Here is a 20,559-nt window from a genome sequence, read left to right on the forward strand (position 1 = left end):
TTTCTGTTTTTTATTAAGGTTTTCTAACTCAATTTGATTTTTCCAAAACTTATAATTTTTTGAATCTTTNGCTAATCGNTATNCCAANGCNATTGCATATCTGTTATTATCTANATANNNCTTTAAATCNNNAGNTNTNNGATTCTTGNNTCATTNAATTGANNAAAATCNGGNAAGACTTTATCATCTANTTTCAGGTTACTTACTCTGCCCTTAATATTAATTAAATGTATAACAGTGGCAATATTATGCAATGCNACTTTGTCTTGTAGTGCTAAGNTTGTCCAAAGTTCTATNTCTTCTCCATGAGTAACNCCTTCAGTAAAACCTCCAACTTCAATAAACTTNGCTTTATTAACTGCTACAGCGCCCATACCTGCAATTGTAAATGGNAATGAATTTTTAAAATATNCACTAACCACACCTTTATAACCATCTGCTATTGTTCCAAACTGAGCTCTAATTTTACTTTTNTCAGATTTTTGCTTTATATAACCCATACAATAAAGTGCACAAGAAGGCATATCAACTATAAGATTATGCAAGGCATCTAAATGATTTGGCTTCCAGATATCATCTGCATCNAAAAAGGCGATGNAATTAGAAGTTGCTTTTATTACGCCGTAATTACGAGCAGTTGACACACCTTTATTGTCTTTTGAGTAAATTACAATTCTATCGTCTGTAAAAGATTCAGCAATTTTCAAACTGTTATCTGTAGAACCATCATTTACGATGATTACTTCAAAATCATCAAAAGACTGCAATAACACAGAATTCAACGTACGCTCAACATATTCTGCTTTATTGAATAACGGTATGATTACTGAAAAAAATGGCATTAGTTATAAAGTTTACTGTAGTGATACAACTTAAATAAATCAAAACATCTAATTGAAGGTGATGCACTATTTAGGTTCGCCATGATATATTTTGANAATAGGCTATATAAGTTTTGAAATATGGCTGTCATGTAAAATTGATTAAGCGACAAATATGCTTTATGTAGCGGTCGTTCTTTGGCAGCCAAATTACCTGCTTCTACTTGCTGCTTTANTGTTGTTAAAGCTTCAATTTGTTTAGGTAAATACCTATGTATAGGTTCTAGNCCTAAATGATATACGGGATTATGTATATGTTTNACANTTTTACCACTTTGCTTTATCGCTTCTAAAAAAATAATATCTGTCCCATAATTAGATGTCGCATTAGTACTTGTTATTTGTATAAACGATGACTTCTGTACACACATATTTGCTGAAACAATAGTGNTATAAGGGTTATTTTGCCTCACTGCTACATCGCGCTGTTCTCGAGTCTTACCATATAACCAATGCAATCTAAACTCTTTTGCAGGAGAAACATCATCCTTATAAGACACACCTCCAAAAACAAAAGGATGACTCAATTCTGTCTCAAGTAAATATTGCTTTAAAAAATTAGACGCGCACGGTAAAACATCTGCATCTAAAAACAGTAACCAATCAAATTTGGCTGCATTTGCTAAAGCTAATCTAGACTTTAACCTTCCTTTGTTTTTAGCATTCCTTATTATGGTCACTAAAGGACGTTTCTCTAAAATTTCAAGTTCTAATGTAATATTGGAATTGGTTGATCCGTCATCTAAAATAATGATTTCTAGAGGCTCCTTAATCGCCTTTGCTTGCTCTTCAAGGCTATTAACCAAGGTGCTGCAACTATCATTATATGTTGGGATGAGAATAGAAAGCAATAATAAAATATTTATATTGCAAAGATATTCAATTAATCATAGTGGCTCTAAAATATAAATCAAGTTACAAAACGCTATATCTACTTCTTAGTATTTCTGTCATTTGGTATGTCTTAGTATTTGCAAGTATAAATTTGTGGAGCCAGAATTCAATTTATGTAGACTGCTCTACTTACCTAAAAGCTGCACAGTTATTAATTTATGATTTTCAGCCTCACCAATGGCGACCATTAGGTATGGCGATTTATGCGACTATACCAGGTGCATTAGGGCAAGATTATCAAAGTGTTTTTACCTATGTAAAACCAATAAACCTTTTACTTTGGTTAGGCTGCATAACCTTCCTATTCCACATTATCTTAAAGCTAAGCAATAGGAAATTCGCTTTTTATGGTGCGCTTTTATTTATGTCTTGTATAGGTTTAACAGTATTAAATAATTTATTGCTTTCTGAAATTCCTTGGTTATTCTGCATTCTCATAGGTATTTATGGCCTAACAAAACATAAGATTGATAACAGTATTTTATGGCTGAGTGTTGGGATAGCTTTTATAATTATATCTATTGAATTTAGACCAATTTCAAAATTCATAATATTTTTATTACTATTAATTTATGGGTCTACATTTTTAAAATCTTTAGCATCTAAAAGTCGTTTTTTTGTTGCCGCTGCTGCTTTAATCATTTTAGGACATTGTAGCTTAATGAAACAAGAGTATGGTGATTTTACAATTAGCTACATAGATTCGTTTACAGTACACCATTACCTAACAGAGCCTGCCTCTTTTGCTACATCTAATTACACAGACCGCAAAGCTTTCGAAGACGATTGGATGTCTCCTTATTTTAATAAACCATATACAGAGCGTCGTGAATATGCTACTTCTAAATTTATTTCTGAAATTTCAGAAAACCCTTTTGGTGTAATAAATGTGTACTTAAAAAACCAATTGCACAATCTCACCACTCCAAGTTTGTATGTGTTAGATGCTAAAAATTTAAAGAACACACCTTACTTTACGTTAAGCAAGACTATACTATTACTGCTTTCAAAATTTCAAAATATTGCATTCTCGTGTTTAGGGATAGTAGGTTTATTATTAACGCTTTTCCTTGCTTTAAAAAAGCAACTACAATTTAAAGAAGATAAATTACTGCTATTTATTGCGCTATCCTTAGGATATACAATAACGGTTATAGGGATTTCTGCAGAACAATATGACAGGCTCAACGTTCCTAACTATGCCTTAATTATTATTTTGAGTGTTTTATTATATCCAAAACTTAAGTCTTTAAGTAAGGCTAAGTAGTTTGTTTTTTCTGAACAACCTCAAATACCTTTTGACCATCACACTTTAAAGTTTTTGAAGGATATTTAAGGAGTAAAGCATAATCATGAGTTGCCATTAAAATAGTGTTGCCATTTTTGTTTATGTCTTGCAAAACTTCCATAACCTCAACACTCGTTTGCGGGTCAAGGTTACCTGTTGGCTCATCTGCCAAAATAAGTTCTGGATCATTTAGCAAAGCTCTTGCTATTGCAACTCTCTGTTGCTCGCCACCAGATAATTGGTAAGGAAACTTAAAGGCTTTGGTTTTCATGCCAACCTTATCAAGAACTTCGTCTATCTTACTATCCATCCCTTTTTTGTCTTTCCAGCCAGTTGCTTTAAGAACAAACTCTAAATTACCTCGAATAGTTCTGTCATTCAATAATTTAAAATCTTGAAATACTACACCTAGCTTTCGTCTTAAAAAGGGAATATCTTTCTCTTTTAATGTTCTCAGGTTATAATCTACTATACTACCTTCACCTTCTTGCAATGGTAAATCGCCGTATAGTGTTTTCATAAAACTACTCTTCCCTGTTCCTGTTTTTCCTATTAAATACACAAAGTCACCTTTGTTTATATGCACATCTACTTCAGAAAGTATAAGGCTTTCACGTTGATAAATTGCTGCATTTTTAAGTTCTAAAACAGTTTCAGACATTGGTGTAGGTTTTGGGTTAAAAGTACAAATTTTAGCTAATGAGGCGTAAAATGTTGCTATAGTTTTTAATATACAGACAACATATTTAAAAAAGCTTCTCTTCTATAACTTCAACTTAAACACCTTAGTATCATCATAAATTTACTGTTGTATAATTAACTACGTTAAAGCTGTATAAGATTTGCATAATTATAACAGAACTTTCACGTTATGATAGTCATGAACTTGTAATTTAGTTCTCCAGAACCTACTAACAATTATTTATAATGAAACTACCCAAAATATTAGTCATCCTAAGTTTCGGATTACTGTTACATACAGCCTCAGCACAACAAACAGCTGTATTTACAAATCAATATGTAGCGTATGAACAAGCACTGTCTTTGTACGATAACAATCAATTTGCTGCAGCACAACAGCAATTTGAAAAAGTAAAGCTAACCACAGAAGATGGTACTGTTGAGGCCAATTGCTCCTATTATATTGCTAATTGTGCAGTAAGACTTAACCAGCAAGGTGCAGATGATCTTATGCAGGATTTTGTAGATCGATATCCTACAAGTACAAAACGCAACTCAGCGTTTAGTGATGTTGCAAACTATTACTTTGAGAACGGTCAATATTCTCGTGCAAGAAAATGGTATGACCAAGTAAACCAAAGTAATCTTTCTAACTCAGAAAAAGAAAAATTCAATTTTAATTATGGCTATACATTATTTCAGAACAAACGTTTTGATGATGCTAAAAGCTATATGAATAAAGTAAGAGACTCTAAAGAATATGGTGCGCAGGCAAAATATTATTTAGGGTTTATGGCTTATGAAGGTGACGATTATCAGGAAGCAGACGAGCTGTTTGAAGAAGTAAAAGGAAACGATCGTTATGAGAAAAACCTAAGTTACTTTCAAGCTGATATGAATTTCAAGCTTGGTAAATTTGAAAAAGCTGTAGCCGAAGGTAAAGCACAACTCGCAAAGTCTAATCCTAAAGAAAAGTCGCAACTTAACAAGATTATTGGTGAGAGCTATTTTAATTTAGGTAATTATGCTGAAGCTGTTCCTTACCTAAAGGAGTATAGAGGTACAAGAGGAAAATGGAACAATACAGATTACTACCAACTAGGTTACGCCTATTACAAACAAGGCGAGTTTGATAATGCTATATCTGAATTTAATAAAATTGTAGATGGTAAAAATGCTGTTGCTCAAAACGCATACTACCACTTAGCAGAATCTTATTTAAAGCTTGACCAAAAGCAGCAAGCCTTAAATGCATTTAAAAACGCTTCTGAAATGGAGTTTGATAATGCTATTAAAAAAGACGCCCTTCTTAATTATGCAAAGCTATCCTATGAAATAGGGAACAGTTATGAGAGCACGCCAAAAGTGTTAACACGTTACTTAGAAACGTATCCAGATACTGCAGAAAAAACTGAGCTTCAAAATTTATTAATCGACTCATATATTACCTCTAAAAACTACGCTGAAGCTATGGAGCTTTTAGAAAGCAGTAGAGATTTTGATAATAAAGTGGCATATCAAAAAGTTGCTTTTTACAGAGGAATTGAGTTATACAATGAAGACAACTATACCGAAGCAAAAACATATTTCGAAAAATCTTTAAGCGAACCTAGAGACGCTTCTTTTACAGCAAGAGCTACATATTGGAACGCAGAAACAGATTATAACTTAAATAATTTTCAAGATGCTCTAATTGGTTATAAAGAGTTTCAAGGTATGAGTGCGGCCTCTCAAACAGAAGCATATAAAAATTTAGATTATAATTTAGGGTACGCTTACTTTAAACAAAAAGATTACGAGCAAGCCATCTCATATTTCAAAAAATACTCTGAAACCTCTTCAGATACTTCAAGAAAAAAAGATGCTTTTTTACGCTTGGGTGATACTTACTTTGTTACTAGTAAATATTGGCCAGCAATGGAAAGCTATAATGATGCTATTGCTCTTGGTGGTAAATCTGCAGATTATGCTGCATTTCAAAAAGCTATTAGTTACGGTTTTGTAAACAAGAACGACCGAAAAATTGAGGACTTAACTTCATTTTTAAATCAGTTTTCAAGGTCTACATATCGTGATGATGCCCTTTATGAGCTAGGTAACACTTATGTAGCTATCGGCAATACACAAGAAGGTATAAAAGCATACAACCGTTTAATTAGAGATGTCCCTAAAAGCTCTTATGTTTCAAAAGCACTTTTAAAACAAGGTCTTATTTATTACAACTCAGATCGTGGTAATGAAGCCTTGGAGAAATTTAAAAAAGTAGCCGCAGATTTTCCAGGAACCGCACAGGCAGACCAAGCTGTTAAAACTGCTCGATTAATATATGTAGATTTAGGACGAACTTCTGAATATGCCAACTGGGTTAAAACTTTAGATTTTGTAAATGTTACAGATGCAGATCTTGACAACACAACTTATGAGGCTGCAGAACAACAATACAGGCAGGAAAATGCAAATGCAGCACTAAGAGGTTTTGAAAATTACTTAGAAGAGTTTCCTAATGGTTTACATGCGTTACAAAGTCATTTCTATCTAGCTCAACTTCAATTTAAAGACAATAAAAAAGAAGAAAGTATCTCTCATTATAAATTTGTATTAACCAAAGAACGTAATGAGTTTACAGAACAATCTTTAGCACAATTGTCTCAAATTTATTTAGAGAAATCAAATTATAAAGACGCTATACCAGTGCTTAAACGTTTAGAGACTGAAGCAGATTTCCCGCAGAACATTGTCTTTGCCCAATCTAACTTAATGAAAAGCTATTACCAGCAAGATAATTATGAGCAAGCTGTTTCCTATGCAGAAAATGTATTGGCAAACTCAAGTATAGATACTAAGGTTAAAAATGATGCGCATATCATTATAGCAAGATCTGCAATGAAAACTGGAGATGAAGCTAAAGCAAAAACGGCTTATGCTACGGTGCAAAAAACTGCTACAGGAAAGTTAGCTGCAGAAGCTTTATACTATGATGCTTATTTTAAGAATAAAGCAGGTAATTACAAAGCCTCAAATGAAAGTGTACAAACCTTAGCTAAAGAATACTCAGGATATAAAGAATATAGTGTAAAGAGTTTATTAGTTATGGCTAAGAACTTTTATGCTTTAGAAGATGCATACCAAGCTACTTATATTTTAGAAAATATCATTAACAACTTTACAGACTACCCTACAGTTGTAGATGAAGCTAAAGCAGAGCTAATTAAAATTAAAACAGAAGAAGCTAAAACAAATGCAGATGTTAACACTAACGGCAACTAAGTTCTTTAAGATGTTAAACACTCAAATTAACCTACACCTAACAAAAAATCTAAGTCTGGATATGTCCAAATTAAATATAAAATACCTAATCTTAACCATAGCTATATTGGCAAGTTCTGGCCTTATAGCTCAAGAAGATGACAAAGAAACTATTGGTTCTGAAACTGTAGTTGTTGTAAAGCCCTACACACCATCTGTTAGTGATGCGTTTAAAGTAAAACAAACGCCACAGCTTTTAGACTCTATTACTTTGCAAAAGAAAAGTATTACTTATAAAATCTTTTCTGTACCAGTAGCTTCTACATTTACACCTACAAAAGGAACTGCAGCTAGAGTAGAGAAAGCAAGACCAATTCAGGCTTTTGACAGTTATGCAACTTTAGGTGTAGGAAACTACACATCTGCTTTTGCAGAATTTTACACCAATTTTGAGATTAATCGCGGCGAGAACTTCGGTATTAATTTTAAACATAACTCGGCTCAAGGAGGCATAGATGATGTTTTGTTAGATGATAATTATTACGACACTAATCTTGGTTTAGATTACTCTTTTAGAGATAGAGATTTAAGCTATACAATTGGTTTAGATGCGTTGCATAAGCAATATAACTGGTACGGTTTTTCTAATAACATTATAGTTACTAATGACAACCTTAATCGTACAGATGTTGTCCAAAATTACTTTGGAGCAGGTTTAAGAGCAAACTTAAGTTTAAATGACAGCTTCTTAGATCAAACAAGATTTGGCTTGTCTGTATTTGGAGATAGTTATGGCTCTTCTGAAATTAATGCCACTTTAAAACCAGAAATGGAATTTGAGATTGCAGGCGAAAAGATTCAAACTAACGTAAGTGTAGATTACTTAAATACTAGTTTTGACCAAAATTACGAAGGCACTACAGACCTAGCCTCTAGCTACCTTAACCTTGGCTTAAGCCCAAGCATCTTAATATTAAGGGATGACTTAGAATTAAATTTAGGAGCTTCTGTATTTTATAGCTTAGATTCAGAAAGTAGTGAATCTAACATATTTGTATATCCTAATATAAATGCAAGCTACAGACTAGCTGGCGAGTATTTTATTGCTTATGCTGGCTTAAATGGAGAGCTTAAACAAAATAGCTATAAAGGATTTGTAGATAACAATCCATTTGTATCTCCTACTCTTGCAATTACGCCTACAGACCAACAATATGTTGGATCCTTAGGAGCAAAAGGTAAATTAAGTGATGTTATTAGTTATAATATTAAAGGAAGCTACGCTAATGTAGAAGCACAGCCTTTATTTAAATCTAACACTAATACCTTTCCTTTAGGAGGTTTGTTAGAAGACTATGAATATGGTAACAGCTTTGGTGTTGTGTATGACAATATTAAAACAGTATCCTTTTTTGGAGAACTAAACTTTGATATTACAAAGGTGCTACGATTAGGGGTTAATGCTGAATATTTTAGCTACAATACCGACACCCAAGAAGAAGCTTGGAACTTGCCAGAACTTAAAGCATCTTTATTAGCAGACTATAAAATAACTGATAAATTTACTGCAGGCGCTAATCTTTTCTTTGTTGGAGAACGTCAAGCTCAAGCATCAGATTTTGATATGAGTGGTAACCTTACCACAGAGAACATTACATTAGATTCTTATATTGATGCTAATGTGCAATTAAACTACCTTATAAATGATCAATTATCATTCTTTGTGAAAGGAAACAATCTTTTCGCTGATAGTTACGAGAAGTGGTTAAATTTTCCTGTTTACGGTATACAAGGAATGGCTGGTGCCACCTACAAGTTTGATTGGTAATCAATCAATATAACATACATTAAAAATCTAGTTCTTCACAGAACTAGATTTTTTTTAGTAATAACACATAGGCATAAAAAAAACGCTTCAGAAAAACCTGAAGCGTTTTATATATTTAGACATTACTTAGATTATACAATCTTGTAACGTTTTCTATCAACTTCTTTTAAGTAGATTTTACGTAATCTTAAGTGGTTTGGCGTTACCTCAACATACTCATCTTTCTGAATATATTCTAAAGCCTCTTCTAAAGAAAACTTAATTGCTGGTGTAATCTTCGCTTTATCATCTGCTCCAGAAGAACGTACGTTAGACAGTTTCTTAGTCTTAGTTACGTTAACAACCATATCATCACCACGAGAGTTTTCGCCAATTACTTGACCTTCGTAAATATCCTCACCTGGATCTACAAAGAAACGACCTCTATCCTGTAACTTATCTATAGAATAAGGAATAGCAGAACCATTCTCCATAGATACTAAAGAACCGTTTTGACGTTGTGGAATATCACCTTTAAGTGGTGCATATTCTTTAAAACGGTGTGCCATAATTGCCTCACCAGCTGTTGCAGTAAGTAATTGGTTACGTAATCCTATAATACCTCTTGAAGGAATAATAAACTCACAAACCATACGGTCACCTTTAGCTTCCATACTTGTCATCTCTCCTTTACGAAGCGATACAAACTCCACTGCTCTACCAGAAACTTCTTCTGGAAGATCAATAGTTAATTCTTCAAAAGGCTCACATTTAACACCATCAATTTCCTTAATGATTACTTGTGGCTGCCCAATTTGTAATTCATAACCTTCACGACGCATTGTTTCAATTAATACAGATAAGTGAAGTACACCACGACCAAATACCATAAACTTGTCTGCACTGTCTGTTTCTTCAACACGTAGTGCTAAGTTTTTCTCAAGTTCTTTAGTTAAACGGTCTTTTACGTGGCGAGATGTTACAAACTTTCCGTCTTTACCAAAGAAAGGAGAATCGTTAATTGTAAATAACATACTCATTGTTGGCTCATCTATAGCAATAGTTTTTAACCCTTCTGGATTTTCAAAATCTGCTACAGTATCTCCAATATCAAAGCTTTCTAATCCTACGATTGCGCAGATATCTCCAGCTTTTACTTCTTCTACTTTTTTACGGCCAAGACCTTCAAAAGTATGTAGTTCTTTAATTCTAGCTTTTTGTATGCTACCATCTCTTTTTACAAGAGAGATTTGCATATTTTCTTTAAGATGTCCTCTTTGTAAACGACCTATTGCTATACGACCTGTGTAAGAAGAGAAATCTAAAGATGTAATTAACATCTGTGTTGTTCCTTCTTCAATTTTTGGCGCAGGAATATGATCATAAACCATTTCTAATAATGGCTCGATATTCTCTGTTGGTTTTTGGTAATCATCACTCATCCAACCTTGTTTGGCAGAACCGTAAACAGTTGGAAAGTCTAATTGCCACTCTTCTGCACCAAGCTCAAACATTAAGTCGAATACTTTTTCGTGTACCAAGTCTGGAGTACAGTTTTCTTTATCTACCTTATTTATAACTACACAAGGCTTAAGGCCTAAGTCTATAGCTTTTTGTAGTACAAAACGAGTTTGAGGCATAGGACCTTCAAAAGCATCTACTAATAATAAAACGCCATCTGCCATGTTAAGTACACGCTCTACTTCTCCACCAAAATCGGCGTGACCAGGTGTATCAATAATATTAATCTTAATGTCTTTGTAGTTTACAGAAACGTTTTTAGATGTAATTGTAATACCACGTTCGCGTTCAAGATCGTTGTTGTCCAATATAAGATCACCAGTGTTTTCATTTTCTCTGAATAACTGACAGTGATACATAATTTTATCAACCAAGGTTGTTTTACCGTGGTCAACGTGAGCAATAATTGCTATATTTTTGATTTCCATAGGTCTTGCCTTATTTTAAGCGTGCAAATGTACTACTATTTTTTCAGTGTTTAATACTAAAATTCAGAATTAAAAAAGAGCCTGAATATACGTACCTTTGCAGCAAACAAAGAACCTATGAAACTTGATTTAATTCCAAGACTAAAGCATACAGATTCTAACAACTTCTTTTTACTTGCTGGACCGTGCGCTATTGAGAGTGAAGATATGGCTTTGCGCATTGCAGAACGCGTGGTAGAGATTACCAATACATTAAAAATTCCTTATGTTTTTAAAGGAAGTTTTAAAAAGGCAAACAGAAGTCGTATAGATAGTTTTACAGGTATTGGTGATGAGAAAGCACTTAAGATCTTAAAAAAAGTTTCTGACACTTTTGATGTTCCTACGGTTACAGATATTCACGAAAATAGCGATGCTGCTCTAGCTGCAGAGTATGTAGATATTTTACAAATCCCTGCTTTTTTGGTAAGACAAACCGACCTTGTTGTGGCTGCTGCCAAAACTGGTAAGGTTGTAAACCTTAAGAAAGGACAATTTATGTCTCCAGAAAGTATGCAACATGCAGTTAAGAAAGTAACAGATAGTGGTAATAACCAAGTTATGGTTACAGATAGAGGTACTATGTTTGGCTACCAAGATATGGTGGTAGACTTTAGAGGCATACCTACAATGAAACAATACGCTCCGACTGTTTTAGATGTTACGCATTCTTTACAGCAACCAAACCAAACTAGTGGTGTTACTGGCGGAAGACCAGATATGATTAATACTATTGCAAGAGCTGGAATTGCAGCTGGTGTAGATGGATTATTTATTGAAACTCATTTTGATCCTGCTAATGCTAAAAGTGATGGAGCCAATATGCTAGATTTACAATACTTAGAAAGCCTACTTACTAACCTTACTAAATTAAGGCAAGTGGTTAATACATTTTAGCGTTGTTTAAAATTCTGAAATGCTTCTGTAAGAATTGCCTTTACAATAGCATGATCTATATCTTCTAAAGTGTGAAATCTTAAAGATCTAAGCATTTTTCTGTTTTCCCCATCAATAAGGTATTGCGTATGTTGTTTTATATTAATACCATAAGGAATACCTAAATCGACATAAGTTTTTCTGAAATTTAGAAAGCAGAACATTTGTTTGTAGGCACCATAAAATGGCAAACTCCATTTGTAGGACTCTTCTACATCTTCTGAAATTGATAAAATTATAAACCTCAACTCTAGCAAAATAGATTGCCAAGGTTGAGGTTTTTTTAATATATAATCTTCAGCTGGATTCAATAGTTTTAATCTTTAACAAATTTTAAAGTCTGACTTTGGTTATTAATAGTAATTGTTGCAAAGTAAATTCCATTAGATAGCTGAGAAACATCTACCCTATTTGAATTAAACTTAGCATTATTTACTTGTTTTCCTTGAACACCAACAATTTGTAGAGATGCATTCTTTGTATCATTCTGTAAACCTTCTACATACAAATATTGGTGTGTAGGATTTGGGTATACATTTAACTGCAGTGCGTTATTGTCTTTAATTGATAATGTTTGACCTTCTTGAACAAACAAGGTTTCATTTATAGTCGGATTTAAAATAGTATCTACAATACCAGATGGCCAATAAATAGTTACACTTTCTATTTCTGTATCTGTACCTATTCCAAAATGTGCATTAAGAGAGCTCATATACCTAAAACCATCTCCACTACGTATATCTCGCATTTGAGATCCCATTGCGCTTTGTATTTCAATTCTTGCTCCTATACCATTCCAGTTACTTTGCACACCTTCTGTTGTAATTTTTAGCCAATTGTTATCATTACCATCATTCATGTAAATATTACCAGAGAGTATATCCAAAAATCCATCATTATTAAGGTCTCCAATAGGACCAGCTCCAAAGTTTACTATTTGTTGAGTAAAGGTCATATCTCCGTTATTAAAAAAGAAATTTCCAGAACCTGAGTAAATGTCTAAATACCCATTGTTGTCAAAGTCATGAGTTACATACTCTATGTCTGTATCTTCAAAATTCTCTAAACCTGTACCTGTAATAACATCTGTAAAAGTAGACTCGTCGTTACGCATAAATTTATGACCTCCATTAGTAAATGAACTGGCGCCAATAAACGCATCCATATCACCATCATTATCAAAATCTCCCCAAGCAGAAGACCAAGTTTGCACTGGGTCTGCCAAATTCATAGCCGTACTCACTTCTGTAAAATTACCACTACCATCATTCTCATGTAATTGATTAATGTTGGCACCAGAGTTACCTCCACGACATTTTGCTATAAACAAATCCATATCGCGATCATTATCGTAATCTATCCAAATGGAGCCGTAGTTGCCGCCATTTACAGTATCTCCTAATCCACCTTGATTAAAGGTTAGGTTCCCATTACCATCATTTATATAATACACATTAGGTTCAACATCATGACATACAAAGGCATCTAAATGACCGTCATTATTAATATCTACAAAATTAGAGCGTTGTGAAAACACATATTCTGACCCTGAAATTTGTGAGAAACCAGTACCAGAATCATTTGCTATCATAAATGTGACACCACTTGCACCTCCATATAATAAATCGTTGTAGCCATTACCATCTATATCTCCAGCAGACAAGCTCCACGACGGTGAGTTTTCTGCAGATGTAGTTTCGATGTTTGCTGTTGTAAAGTCACCTGAAGTTTGCTGATATCTGATATTAACATTGGTAGTGCTAATTGAAACGATGTCATCTAAATAATCGCCATTCATATCGACCAATGCTCTTTGAGTTCCATCTGTATCAGAACTAGTAGAAGTAAATGTGATGATTGTCTCTGGTTCTGCAATAACTGCACCTTCAATAATTTGAAAATCAAACCCTGAAGAATTCCATTTATTATCAAAAGCAATATAATACGTTGTACCTGCTTCAACATTAAATTGTGCTATAGATAAAAATCCAGTTCCTGCATCATCATCTCCAGAGCGGCACACTAAATCTCCACAAGTTCCAGTATATACATGAAACCTTGTGTCTGCCTGAGGATCTTGATTTTGGTTTTGGGATAGGTCTGTGGTAATTGTAAGCCCTAAATTTTCTTGTGCGGTATATGTATACCATTCGCCTGCAGTTGCACCACCACCATTAGCTGCACAAATTGGCGATGGCACTTCTGTTCCATCTATTGCATCAACTGTATATATACCTTCGGTTATTGCTATTGCACTCGCACAATCGTCTTGGGAAAACCCCAAGCTTGAGATGAGGCAACATAAGAAGCTTAAAGTAATTTTTCTCATAAGTTAAGTATTTAAGTTTAGTTTAGTTTCCTTAGTTGCAGGATGGCTCTAGGCTGTTTATCCATTCCTGTATTAACGCGGCACCTTCTTCGTGATTTACAGTTCTGCCTAAAAGTGGCATTCGTATAGCTTCATCTGTACTGCTTATTCTTTCATACAGTACCGATCTTGCTGCATTTCCCGATGCAATTATATGTGTAAACTGGTCTCCAATATTTTCATCAGGTGTCACACAAATTCCTAAATTTTCGGCTATTGCAGTTTCATTATACGCAAAGCGCATTGGCCTATAATCACAATGGCTACCTTCTGCATGGCAGTGCGCACAATTAATATCTATATAAGCTCTTACGCGCTCTGTAATATCTGCAGATGTATCATCCCACTTTACTACAGTTTGTATAGTTGAAGGGTAACTATCTAAATATCCTTGAAATTGAAATTTCTCCAATTGGTTCATTTCACCATCGGTATAGGCAAATATCTTATTAATGTTTTGAGGCTTAAGACCAATAGGAATTGGTTGGTCATTTTTTTTATGACACGTAAAGCATTCGCCTTCAGAAGGTATGCGATAGTTTATTGTTTGAGTTTCATTAGCATCGTTAACCCAAGTTATATCTGTAAAACTGCCATCCATATCTAGTACGGCATTGGTTTGATCTTCATTCCAAACGTATTCTGCAAACTCCCAAGTATTGTTGAGTTTATACATAACACGAGTCTCAATAATTTTTGTAGTGTTTGATGGCTGTACGTTTATGTAATAAAAATTCTTAATAAGCACTGTGCCATTTGGAAAGTCTAGAAGAGACGCATCTGAAGTATATGAAGCTGAAACGCCAGATGGCATCCAGATAAATCGTTTTTTCTTAGCATAATCTGAAAACAGTGGTGACTGTAAGTCGTAAGGCAGAACATCGTCCTGAGGAATTAAATTTGAAATGTCTCCTTGAAAGAAATTATAGTCAGATAGATTTTGATAAGGAACTTCTGCTGGATTAAAAATCACCAATGTCTCATTCTCTCCACCAGAATTACCATCATCTACTGGATCATCATCTGTAGGATCTACAGTAGTAGGTGGTTCTTCATAACCATCATCTTCTGAACAAGCAGTTATTACTAGTATAACACATAGAAAAATACATCTTAAAATGGCAAAGGGTAATTGTCTTAACATATAAATACTGTCTTTTACCGATAAAAATAGGTAAAAAAGTATAATGTTAAGTTAAATGCAATTTTTTAACGCGTTGAATGTCTTAATATTAATTACCGTTCACAAAATCTTGCAGATATTTAAATCTATCTGTTAGCGTGCCTTTACTTGTTGTCATTCGCGCTCTTTGCAAAACTCCATCCTTATCACCGTTAAAAAATGCTGGAATAACATGTTTTAAAAACATTTCACCAAAACCTTCACTGGCATCCTTAGGAAGTTCACAAGGCAAATTATCTACAGCCATTACTGTTATTGCACCTTTTTCATTAAAAGGAACCTCTTGTTCTGTTTCTGGATTATAGCCATAAAAAGGATCTGCAATAGTAGATGCCCTAAGTGTTGATGCTACTGGACCATCTACATCACAAGAAATATCTGACACTAAATCTATATTAAATTCTGGGTGTTTAGCGTCTTTTCTAGTAAAGAGAAAAGGTGCATCGTTACCATAAAAGTGACCAGCAATAAACATATTGCTCACTTTCGCAAAACGCATAAAGTTAGATTTATAAGGCGTAGGATCATTATAAAACTCATAACGGTTACCTTCTTTTCCATCTATACGCGTATTATAGTCTAACACATCGATCATTGTGTATACAGGCTCGTCATAATTAGTAGTTAAGTAATCTTTTACATTAACCTGCTTAATTTTGAGATGATCTAAAATCTCTTTAGCTCCTAAAGCCACTTTACCTGTTCCAGAAAGTACTATTTTAATATTAGGAAGAGTAATCTTATCCAGTTCGGTTTTCATAGCATTAAGATCTGTAAGACCTTCTGCTTTTGGCAAACTAAACAGTGTATCTCTTAAGCCTAAAGCTCTAAAGCCATTATAAGCTCCAACCAAACCAGCATAGCGACCAAAACCTATAAGTCTTCCTCCATTTTCCTTTACAATTGTTTCATGATCATAAAGCTCTATTTTTTTGTCTAAAATAGAACGTAACAATGCTCTGTTATATGGTTGTTCCTTAATGGTATGACTGAAGAAAAAATACTTTTTGCTTGGTATAAGAGCACTTACAGGCACTTCCTTAACTCCAAGAAAGACATCAGCCTCTGAAACATTTTCAGTAACTGTGAAACCTTCATCTACGTATGCTTGATCTTTAAATATCCTTATATTAGAGGCTTCTACTATAAAATTAGCATCATTAAATGCTTTAGATGCATCTTTTAATTTAGATGGTGAAAATACCACACGACGGTCTGGCGGATTTTTACGTTCTTTTATTAAAGCGAAGGTTATGTTACTCATAGAATACTGTAGTTTTGTCGGTCTTAAAAAATAACAAGGCATTGGCATACCTTTTGCATTTTTGAAGGTGCAAAGGTATTATAATTATTCTACCTTTGCTTTAGATTTATTTTAAGGCTTTGTAATGTATGAGTCTTAGCGTTAGGGATTGAAGCTGTTACCGTGTAACACTGAAAGCCCGACCCGATTTAGGGTAACGCCCACATCTTTATTACACCATACTAACTGTATATTAATTGATGTGAAATATGTTCTTTGAAAGCAAAATTTTCAATACAAACTTGGGGTCGACTGGTTTTGACAGCAGGTCTAATTGAATAGTAAGCATGTCGAGCGCTGGGACACAGCTCGTAAATCTCATGATTCACACTTTTTTAAACGGCGAGAATAACTACGCCTTGGCTGCATAATCCGAATTACAGTAGGATTAACTTAATCACGTGTTAGACACGTGACCAAGATGTCTCGAGAAGGCCTTGGTTTACGGCGTTCTCACTAGAGGCACCGAAAAAGTAAACATAGTTTTGGCAGGATCTTGATGCCAAAGTGAACTTTAATTGAGAATAAGGTAGCAGTTGGTGGTCTTAAGCCGGCTGGTGCACGAAAATTAAATTAAGACTACACATGTAGAAAGCTGTTGAATTGCTTGTTTGGACGGGAGTTCGAATCTCCCCGACTCCACCAAAAACCCTCGAAACTCTAAGTTTTTCGAGGGTTTTTAATTTTATGTGATATTATAGGTGACAAGTTTTATATAACTATCTTTTTTTTTAAAATAGTGTTTATAATCTCTGAAAGCGTTTAAGTTTAAGCAATAAAAAAATCCCCAGAACATTAATTCTGAGGATTTTTTTTTATTTAATGTAGTAACTACTCTTCTTCGTTAGAAATTTTAAGACCATCACTAGTTGAGTTGTCTTCTTCACTATGCATATTTTTACTATCTCTAGGAGTGCTATGTCCTTTTTCATTTTTTACATTTCTGTCATTTCCATTACTCATAATATTATTTTTTTAGTTTATAGGTTAATAAAAGCATATAGCCATTTAATAGAAAAGCTAATGCGTTAGTTATTATTATTGGAATATCATCTTTGAGGATTCCATAAACAGTCCAGAGTCCGACACCTGACATAATTATCATTAACATGCCTCTTGAGACATCATCAACCTTTTTTGACTTATATGCTTTAACAATTTGAGGTACTATACCACACATTGTTAAAATACCTGCGACGATGCCTAAAGCTGCTTCCATTAATATATTTAATATACGTCCTCTAATCTAGAAACACTATCTAAAGTGTTTTTAATATCTTGAACTTGTTGTGTAATTGTGCTTCTTAAATTATCAGGAATCTCTTTGTGGTTATTTAAAAACTCTTCGTAGTCTTCGATACTTGCTTTATCGCCACGAAGACATTCTTCTAACAACGCCTCATCATTATCTTGTGAGAGTGCAGTTTTCACGTTAATCCAAGTTCTATGCAAAGATCCTACAGCACTTCCAGAAGCATTATCATTAAGATCTGGGTTGTAAATTTTTAATTGGTTTAATAATTTACCTGCAAACTCTTTACGCTCAGTAGCCTGTTGGATAAAAAATGACCTTAATTGACTGTCATTAGCTTTATCTGCAACTTGTTTATAGCCTTTATATGAATCATTATTCTTTTCAATTATTTCTTGTATTGAATTGGAAATTTCTTTCTTATCCATATCTATAATTTTATAGTTAATAATTGTTCAACTCAAATATAAAAAGCAAATGTATTTTTACTAATATTTTAATATATATTAGGATTTTTCTCTAAATCCATTGTTAAAATAAAAGTTAATACTATAACTTTTATTTAAATTTTTATAATAGCTATAACCTTTGTAAGTTTACCTAGTTGCCCCTATTTTTTATTTATTTAATTATAGCCATTGGCATCATCTCTTCTTATATATAGTATTAAGCATCGTAGCAAAGAATGTTATGCTTTTCGGTTTTCTTATAATACTGTAATTAATAATGCGATTAAAAATCATCGCCTCATATTTTACAGTACTACATTTAAAACTTATTACGCCTTTAAGGATAGTATAACCTTAAAAGATCTTCTATCATTTTTAAACACTATAGTTAATATTAAAATCACACTGAACGAGGATATTAATAAAGAGCTTGAATTAGAGACAACTTCGTATAAACTTAAAGATCTTCCGAAGCTTTCTTCGTCTCATACAAAGACACTACAAAACTTTAGCAGATGGATGTCAGAAAAACGACTTGCACAGAATACAATTGACATTTATACTGAAGTTACTAGAATATTTTTAAGGTATCTTTCATTGAAACAAGCTGATGAGATCACTAATATTTGGGTACAGCGGTTTAATTATGATTACATTATAGGAAATGGATTTGGTGTTGCTTATCAAAACCAATGTATTAATGGCATTAAAAAATTTGTTTCATTTTTAGGGAAACCTTTAGTTCTGGACACTTTGGTTAGGCCTAAAAAGCCACAAAAATTACCTGTTGTTTTAAGTAAGGAAGAAATCTCTCAATTGTTTAACGTTATAAACAATTTAAAGCATAAGGCTTTACTTGCATTATTATATTCTGCAGGATTACGTATTGGAGAAGCATTGCAACTTACACCAGAAGCAATAGACAGTAAACGGATGCTTATACGCATTGAACAAGCAAAAGGAAATAAGGACAGGTACACACTATTATCTGAGAGTTTTCTTACACTACTTAGAATGTATTACAAAAAATATAAACCTAAAACATATTTGTTTGAAGGGCAGAATGGCGGCGCTTATACGTCATCAAGTGCACAAAAGGTCTTAAAACGAGCATTAAGAGATGCAGGAATTACAAGGACAGGTGTTACTTTACATACCCTTAGGCATAGTTTTGCAACACATTTATTAGAGTCTGGCACAGATTTAAGGTACATACAAGAATTGTTAGGGCATAATAGTCCTAAAACCACAATGATCTATACTCACGTAAGTAGTAAAAGTTTACAAAACATTAGAAATCCGTTTGATGAACTTTAGATTTATATATATTTACTTGCAGATAAGCGGAACTCATTATATCGAAAACTTCCGCTTATCCGACCTAAATCAAAAGCTATGCGGAACTAAGTTCCGCATATAAACTAGTTGGCAGTAATGTGGAAAAACGAGATAAATTGAAAAAAGTATAAATATGGACAGAAAAGAATTTTTAAGAAACACGGCAATTTTAGGTGGAGCGACAATCCTACCAATGAACAACGTTTTTTCACAAAATGTAACGGAAAACGGAATTGACAGATTAGTGGACAGTAATGGAAATTTCATTCAAAAATCACTTCCATACAATAAAACTTTTTTGGAGCCACATATGGATGAAGAAACCTTACATCTGCACTTTGAATTTCATCACGGTGGAGCAGTAAAAGGGGCAAACACAGATTTGATTAAAATTAAGGAACATCTAAAATCGGGCGATTTAGACCAAGTGGATTTGTGGACCCGAAAGTTAGCTTACCACTTTTCAAGCCACGTGCTTCATTCCATCTTTTGGACGAACTTAACGAATAAAAAAACTGAACCCAAAACTGAACTCTTAAAACAGATAGAAAAGGATTTCGGTTCATTTGACAAACTGAAAAGCTATATCGGGAAAATATCAAAAACTGTAGAAGGAAGCGGTTGGGGTATTTTGGGTTACCAACCTTATTCGGATAGCTTGACATTGTTACAATGCGAAAATCATCAAAAATTAACACAATGGGGAGTTGTTCCGATTTTGGTGATTGATGTTTGGGAACACGCCTATTATTTGAAATACAAAAATAAAAGAGCCGATTTTGTTGATACAGTTCTTGAAATTATCAATTGGGACAATGTAGCTGACCGATTTATGACAGCAAAACGACTGACAAAATAAACACTACTGCCAACAATGGCTATAAGTAATTGCTTGTTCTCGCCTACTTCTGAAAATCCTCACGGATTTTCAGTTTGGTGTGTACT

At 33.7% G+C, this 20,559-nt stretch carries 17 protein-coding genes and 1 other RNA gene; 7 read left to right on the forward strand and 11 right to left on the reverse strand.

The window, feature by feature from the left end:
* Positions 1 to 122: 122 nt before the first annotated feature.
* Together CL818_RS06145 and CL818_RS06150 are read right to left on the reverse strand one after the other, a co-directional pair.
* Entirely contained in the window at positions 123 to 842 is a 720-nt protein-coding gene (locus tag CL818_RS06145) for a glycosyltransferase family 2 protein (protein ID WP_286972276.1), read from the reverse strand.
* Positions 842 to 1,732 (reverse strand): glycosyltransferase family 2 protein, encoded by an 891-nt coding sequence (locus CL818_RS06150; RefSeq protein ID WP_286972277.1) that lies wholly within the window; start codon positions 1,730 to 1,732, stop codon positions 842 to 844. Before CL818_RS06150 ends, CL818_RS06145 begins: the two co-directional genes overlap by 1 nt.
* Before the next feature lie 41 nt (positions 1,733 to 1,773).
* Between CL818_RS06150 and CL818_RS06155 the strand changes: the two genes are divergently transcribed.
* Positions 1,774 to 3,042, forward strand: coding sequence for a glycosyltransferase family protein (locus CL818_RS06155; RefSeq protein WP_286972279.1), 1,269 nt, complete (start codon positions 1,774 to 1,776; stop codon positions 3,040 to 3,042).
* Here the strand turns inward: CL818_RS06155 and CL818_RS06160 are convergent.
* On the reverse strand, positions 3,035 to 3,724 hold the full coding sequence (locus CL818_RS06160; RefSeq protein ID WP_013185805.1) for a cell division ATP-binding protein FtsE: 690 nt from the start codon (positions 3,722 to 3,724) through the stop codon (positions 3,035 to 3,037). The two genes, CL818_RS06155 and CL818_RS06160, sit on opposite strands and share 8 nt — an antisense overlap.
* Before the next feature lie 266 nt (positions 3,725 to 3,990).
* Between CL818_RS06160 and CL818_RS06165 the strand changes: the two genes are divergently transcribed.
* Together CL818_RS06165 and CL818_RS06170 are read left to right on the forward strand one after the other, a co-directional pair.
* Complete coding sequence (locus CL818_RS06165) at positions 3,991 to 7,011, forward strand: tetratricopeptide repeat protein (RefSeq protein ID WP_013185806.1); 3,021 nt, start codon at positions 3,991 to 3,993, stop codon at positions 7,009 to 7,011.
* A 61-nt stretch (positions 7,012 to 7,072) separates the two neighbouring features.
* The gene (locus CL818_RS06170) at positions 7,073 to 8,818 is read left to right on the forward strand and encodes a TonB-dependent receptor (protein WP_272973363.1); all 1,746 of its coding nucleotides are present in this window, start codon (positions 7,073 to 7,075) and stop codon (positions 8,816 to 8,818) included.
* Between the two features lie 131 nt (positions 8,819 to 8,949).
* On the opposite strand, the gene typA is transcribed toward CL818_RS06170, so the two are convergent.
* Positions 8,950 to 10,746, reverse strand: coding sequence for a translational GTPase TypA (gene typA / locus CL818_RS06175; protein WP_013185808.1), 1,797 nt, complete (start codon positions 10,744 to 10,746; stop codon positions 8,950 to 8,952).
* Positions 10,747 to 10,863: 117 nt separating this feature from the next.
* Between typA and kdsA the strand changes: the two genes are divergently transcribed.
* Positions 10,864 to 11,682 carry a 3-deoxy-8-phosphooctulonate synthase gene (gene kdsA, locus CL818_RS06180; protein ID WP_219360373.1) on the forward strand — a complete coding sequence of 273 codons (819 nt, stop codon included), beginning with the start codon at positions 10,864 to 10,866 and terminating at the stop codon, positions 11,680 to 11,682.
* Here kdsA and CL818_RS06185 read toward each other — a convergent pair.
* The 4 genes from CL818_RS06185 to CL818_RS06200 all read right to left on the reverse strand — a co-directional run bounded on the left by CL818_RS06185 (position 11,679) and on the right by CL818_RS06200 (position 16,527).
* A complete protein-coding gene (locus CL818_RS06185) occupies positions 11,679 to 12,032 on the reverse strand; it encodes a DUF1801 domain-containing protein (protein ID WP_272973362.1) in 354 nt (117 codons plus the stop codon). The genes kdsA and CL818_RS06185 overlap by 4 nt on opposite strands.
* Before the next feature lie 5 nt (positions 12,033 to 12,037).
* Entirely contained in the window at positions 12,038 to 14,050 is a 2,013-nt protein-coding gene (locus CL818_RS06190; RefSeq protein ID WP_272973361.1) for a T9SS type A sorting domain-containing protein, read from the reverse strand.
* A 31-nt stretch (positions 14,051 to 14,081) separates the two neighbouring features.
* A complete protein-coding gene (locus tag CL818_RS06195) occupies positions 14,082 to 15,233 on the reverse strand; it encodes a hypothetical protein (RefSeq protein WP_272973360.1) in 1,152 nt (383 codons plus the stop codon).
* Between the two features lie 88 nt (positions 15,234 to 15,321).
* Positions 15,322 to 16,527, reverse strand: coding sequence for an NAD(P)-dependent oxidoreductase (locus CL818_RS06200; RefSeq protein ID WP_286972405.1), 1,206 nt, complete (start codon positions 16,525 to 16,527; stop codon positions 15,322 to 15,324).
* Between the two features lie 292 nt (positions 16,528 to 16,819).
* Here CL818_RS06200 and ssrA point away from each other — a divergent pair.
* Positions 16,820 to 17,220: a transfer-messenger RNA gene (gene ssrA / locus CL818_RS06205) on the forward strand.
* A 186-nt stretch (positions 17,221 to 17,406) separates the two neighbouring features.
* On the opposite strand, the gene CL818_RS06210 is transcribed toward ssrA, so the two are convergent.
* From CL818_RS06210 to CL818_RS06220, 3 genes are read right to left on the reverse strand one after another with little or no spacing between them, the layout of a single operon-like run.
* Complete coding sequence (locus tag CL818_RS06210) at positions 17,407 to 17,538, reverse strand: hypothetical protein (protein ID WP_013185814.1); 132 nt, start codon at positions 17,536 to 17,538, stop codon at positions 17,407 to 17,409.
* A 4-nt stretch (positions 17,539 to 17,542) separates the two neighbouring features.
* Entirely contained in the window at positions 17,543 to 17,794 is a 252-nt protein-coding gene (locus tag CL818_RS06215) for a SemiSWEET family sugar transporter (protein WP_272973359.1), read from the reverse strand.
* A gap of 8 nt (positions 17,795 to 17,802) precedes the next feature.
* Positions 17,803 to 18,255 carry a ferritin-like domain-containing protein gene (locus tag CL818_RS06220; RefSeq protein ID WP_272973358.1) on the reverse strand — a complete coding sequence of 151 codons (453 nt, stop codon included), beginning with the start codon at positions 18,253 to 18,255 and terminating at the stop codon, positions 17,803 to 17,805.
* Between the two features lie 210 nt (positions 18,256 to 18,465).
* On the opposite strand from CL818_RS06220, the gene CL818_RS06225 reads away from it, so the two are divergent.
* Together CL818_RS06225 and CL818_RS06230 are read left to right on the forward strand one after the other, a co-directional pair.
* Positions 18,466 to 19,593, forward strand: coding sequence for a tyrosine-type recombinase/integrase (locus CL818_RS06225; RefSeq protein ID WP_286972287.1), 1,128 nt, complete (start codon positions 18,466 to 18,468; stop codon positions 19,591 to 19,593).
* Positions 19,594 to 19,747: 154 nt separating this feature from the next.
* Positions 19,748 to 20,473: a superoxide dismutase gene (locus CL818_RS06230; RefSeq protein WP_009780324.1), complete on the forward strand. Its 726-nt coding sequence runs from the start codon at positions 19,748 to 19,750 to the stop codon at positions 20,471 to 20,473.
* Positions 20,474 to 20,559: the final 86 nt, after the last annotated feature.

The organism is Croceibacter sp., assembly GCF_002716225.1.
In the GTDB taxonomy this organism is placed as follows: Bacteria; Bacteroidota; Bacteroidia; order Flavobacteriales; family Flavobacteriaceae; genus Croceibacter; species Croceibacter atlanticus.

Coding starts and splice junctions, on each gene's coding strand:
- CL818_RS06160 (WP_013185805.1), bottom strand. CDS start 3,724: ATGTCTGAAACTGTTTTAGAACTTAAAAATGCAGCAATTTATCAACGT.
- CL818_RS06165 (WP_013185806.1), top strand. CDS start 3,991: ATGAAACTACCCAAAATATTAGTCATCCTAAGTTTCGGATTACTGTTA.
- CL818_RS06170 (WP_272973363.1), top strand. CDS start 7,073: ATGTCCAAATTAAATATAAAATACCTAATCTTAACCATAGCTATATTG.
- typA (WP_013185808.1), bottom strand. CDS start 10,746: ATGGAAATCAAAAATATAGCAATTATTGCTCACGTTGACCACGGTAAA.
- kdsA (WP_219360373.1), top strand. CDS start 10,864: ATGAAACTTGATTTAATTCCAAGACTAAAGCATACAGATTCTAACAAC.
- CL818_RS06190 (WP_272973361.1), bottom strand. CDS start 14,050: ATGAGAAAAATTACTTTAAGCTTCTTATGTTGCCTCATCTCAAGCTTG.
- CL818_RS06195 (WP_272973360.1), bottom strand. CDS start 15,233: ATGTTAAGACAATTACCCTTTGCCATTTTAAGATGTATTTTTCTATGT.
- CL818_RS06210 (WP_013185814.1), bottom strand. CDS start 17,538: ATGAGTAATGGAAATGACAGAAATGTAAAAAATGAAAAAGGACATAGC.
- CL818_RS06215 (WP_272973359.1), bottom strand. CDS start 17,794: ATGGAAGCAGCTTTAGGCATCGTCGCAGGTATTTTAACAATGTGTGGT.
- CL818_RS06220 (WP_272973358.1), bottom strand. CDS start 18,255: ATGGATAAGAAAGAAATTTCCAATTCAATACAAGAAATAATTGAAAAG.
- CL818_RS06230 (WP_009780324.1), top strand. CDS start 19,748: ATGGACAGAAAAGAATTTTTAAGAAACACGGCAATTTTAGGTGGAGCG.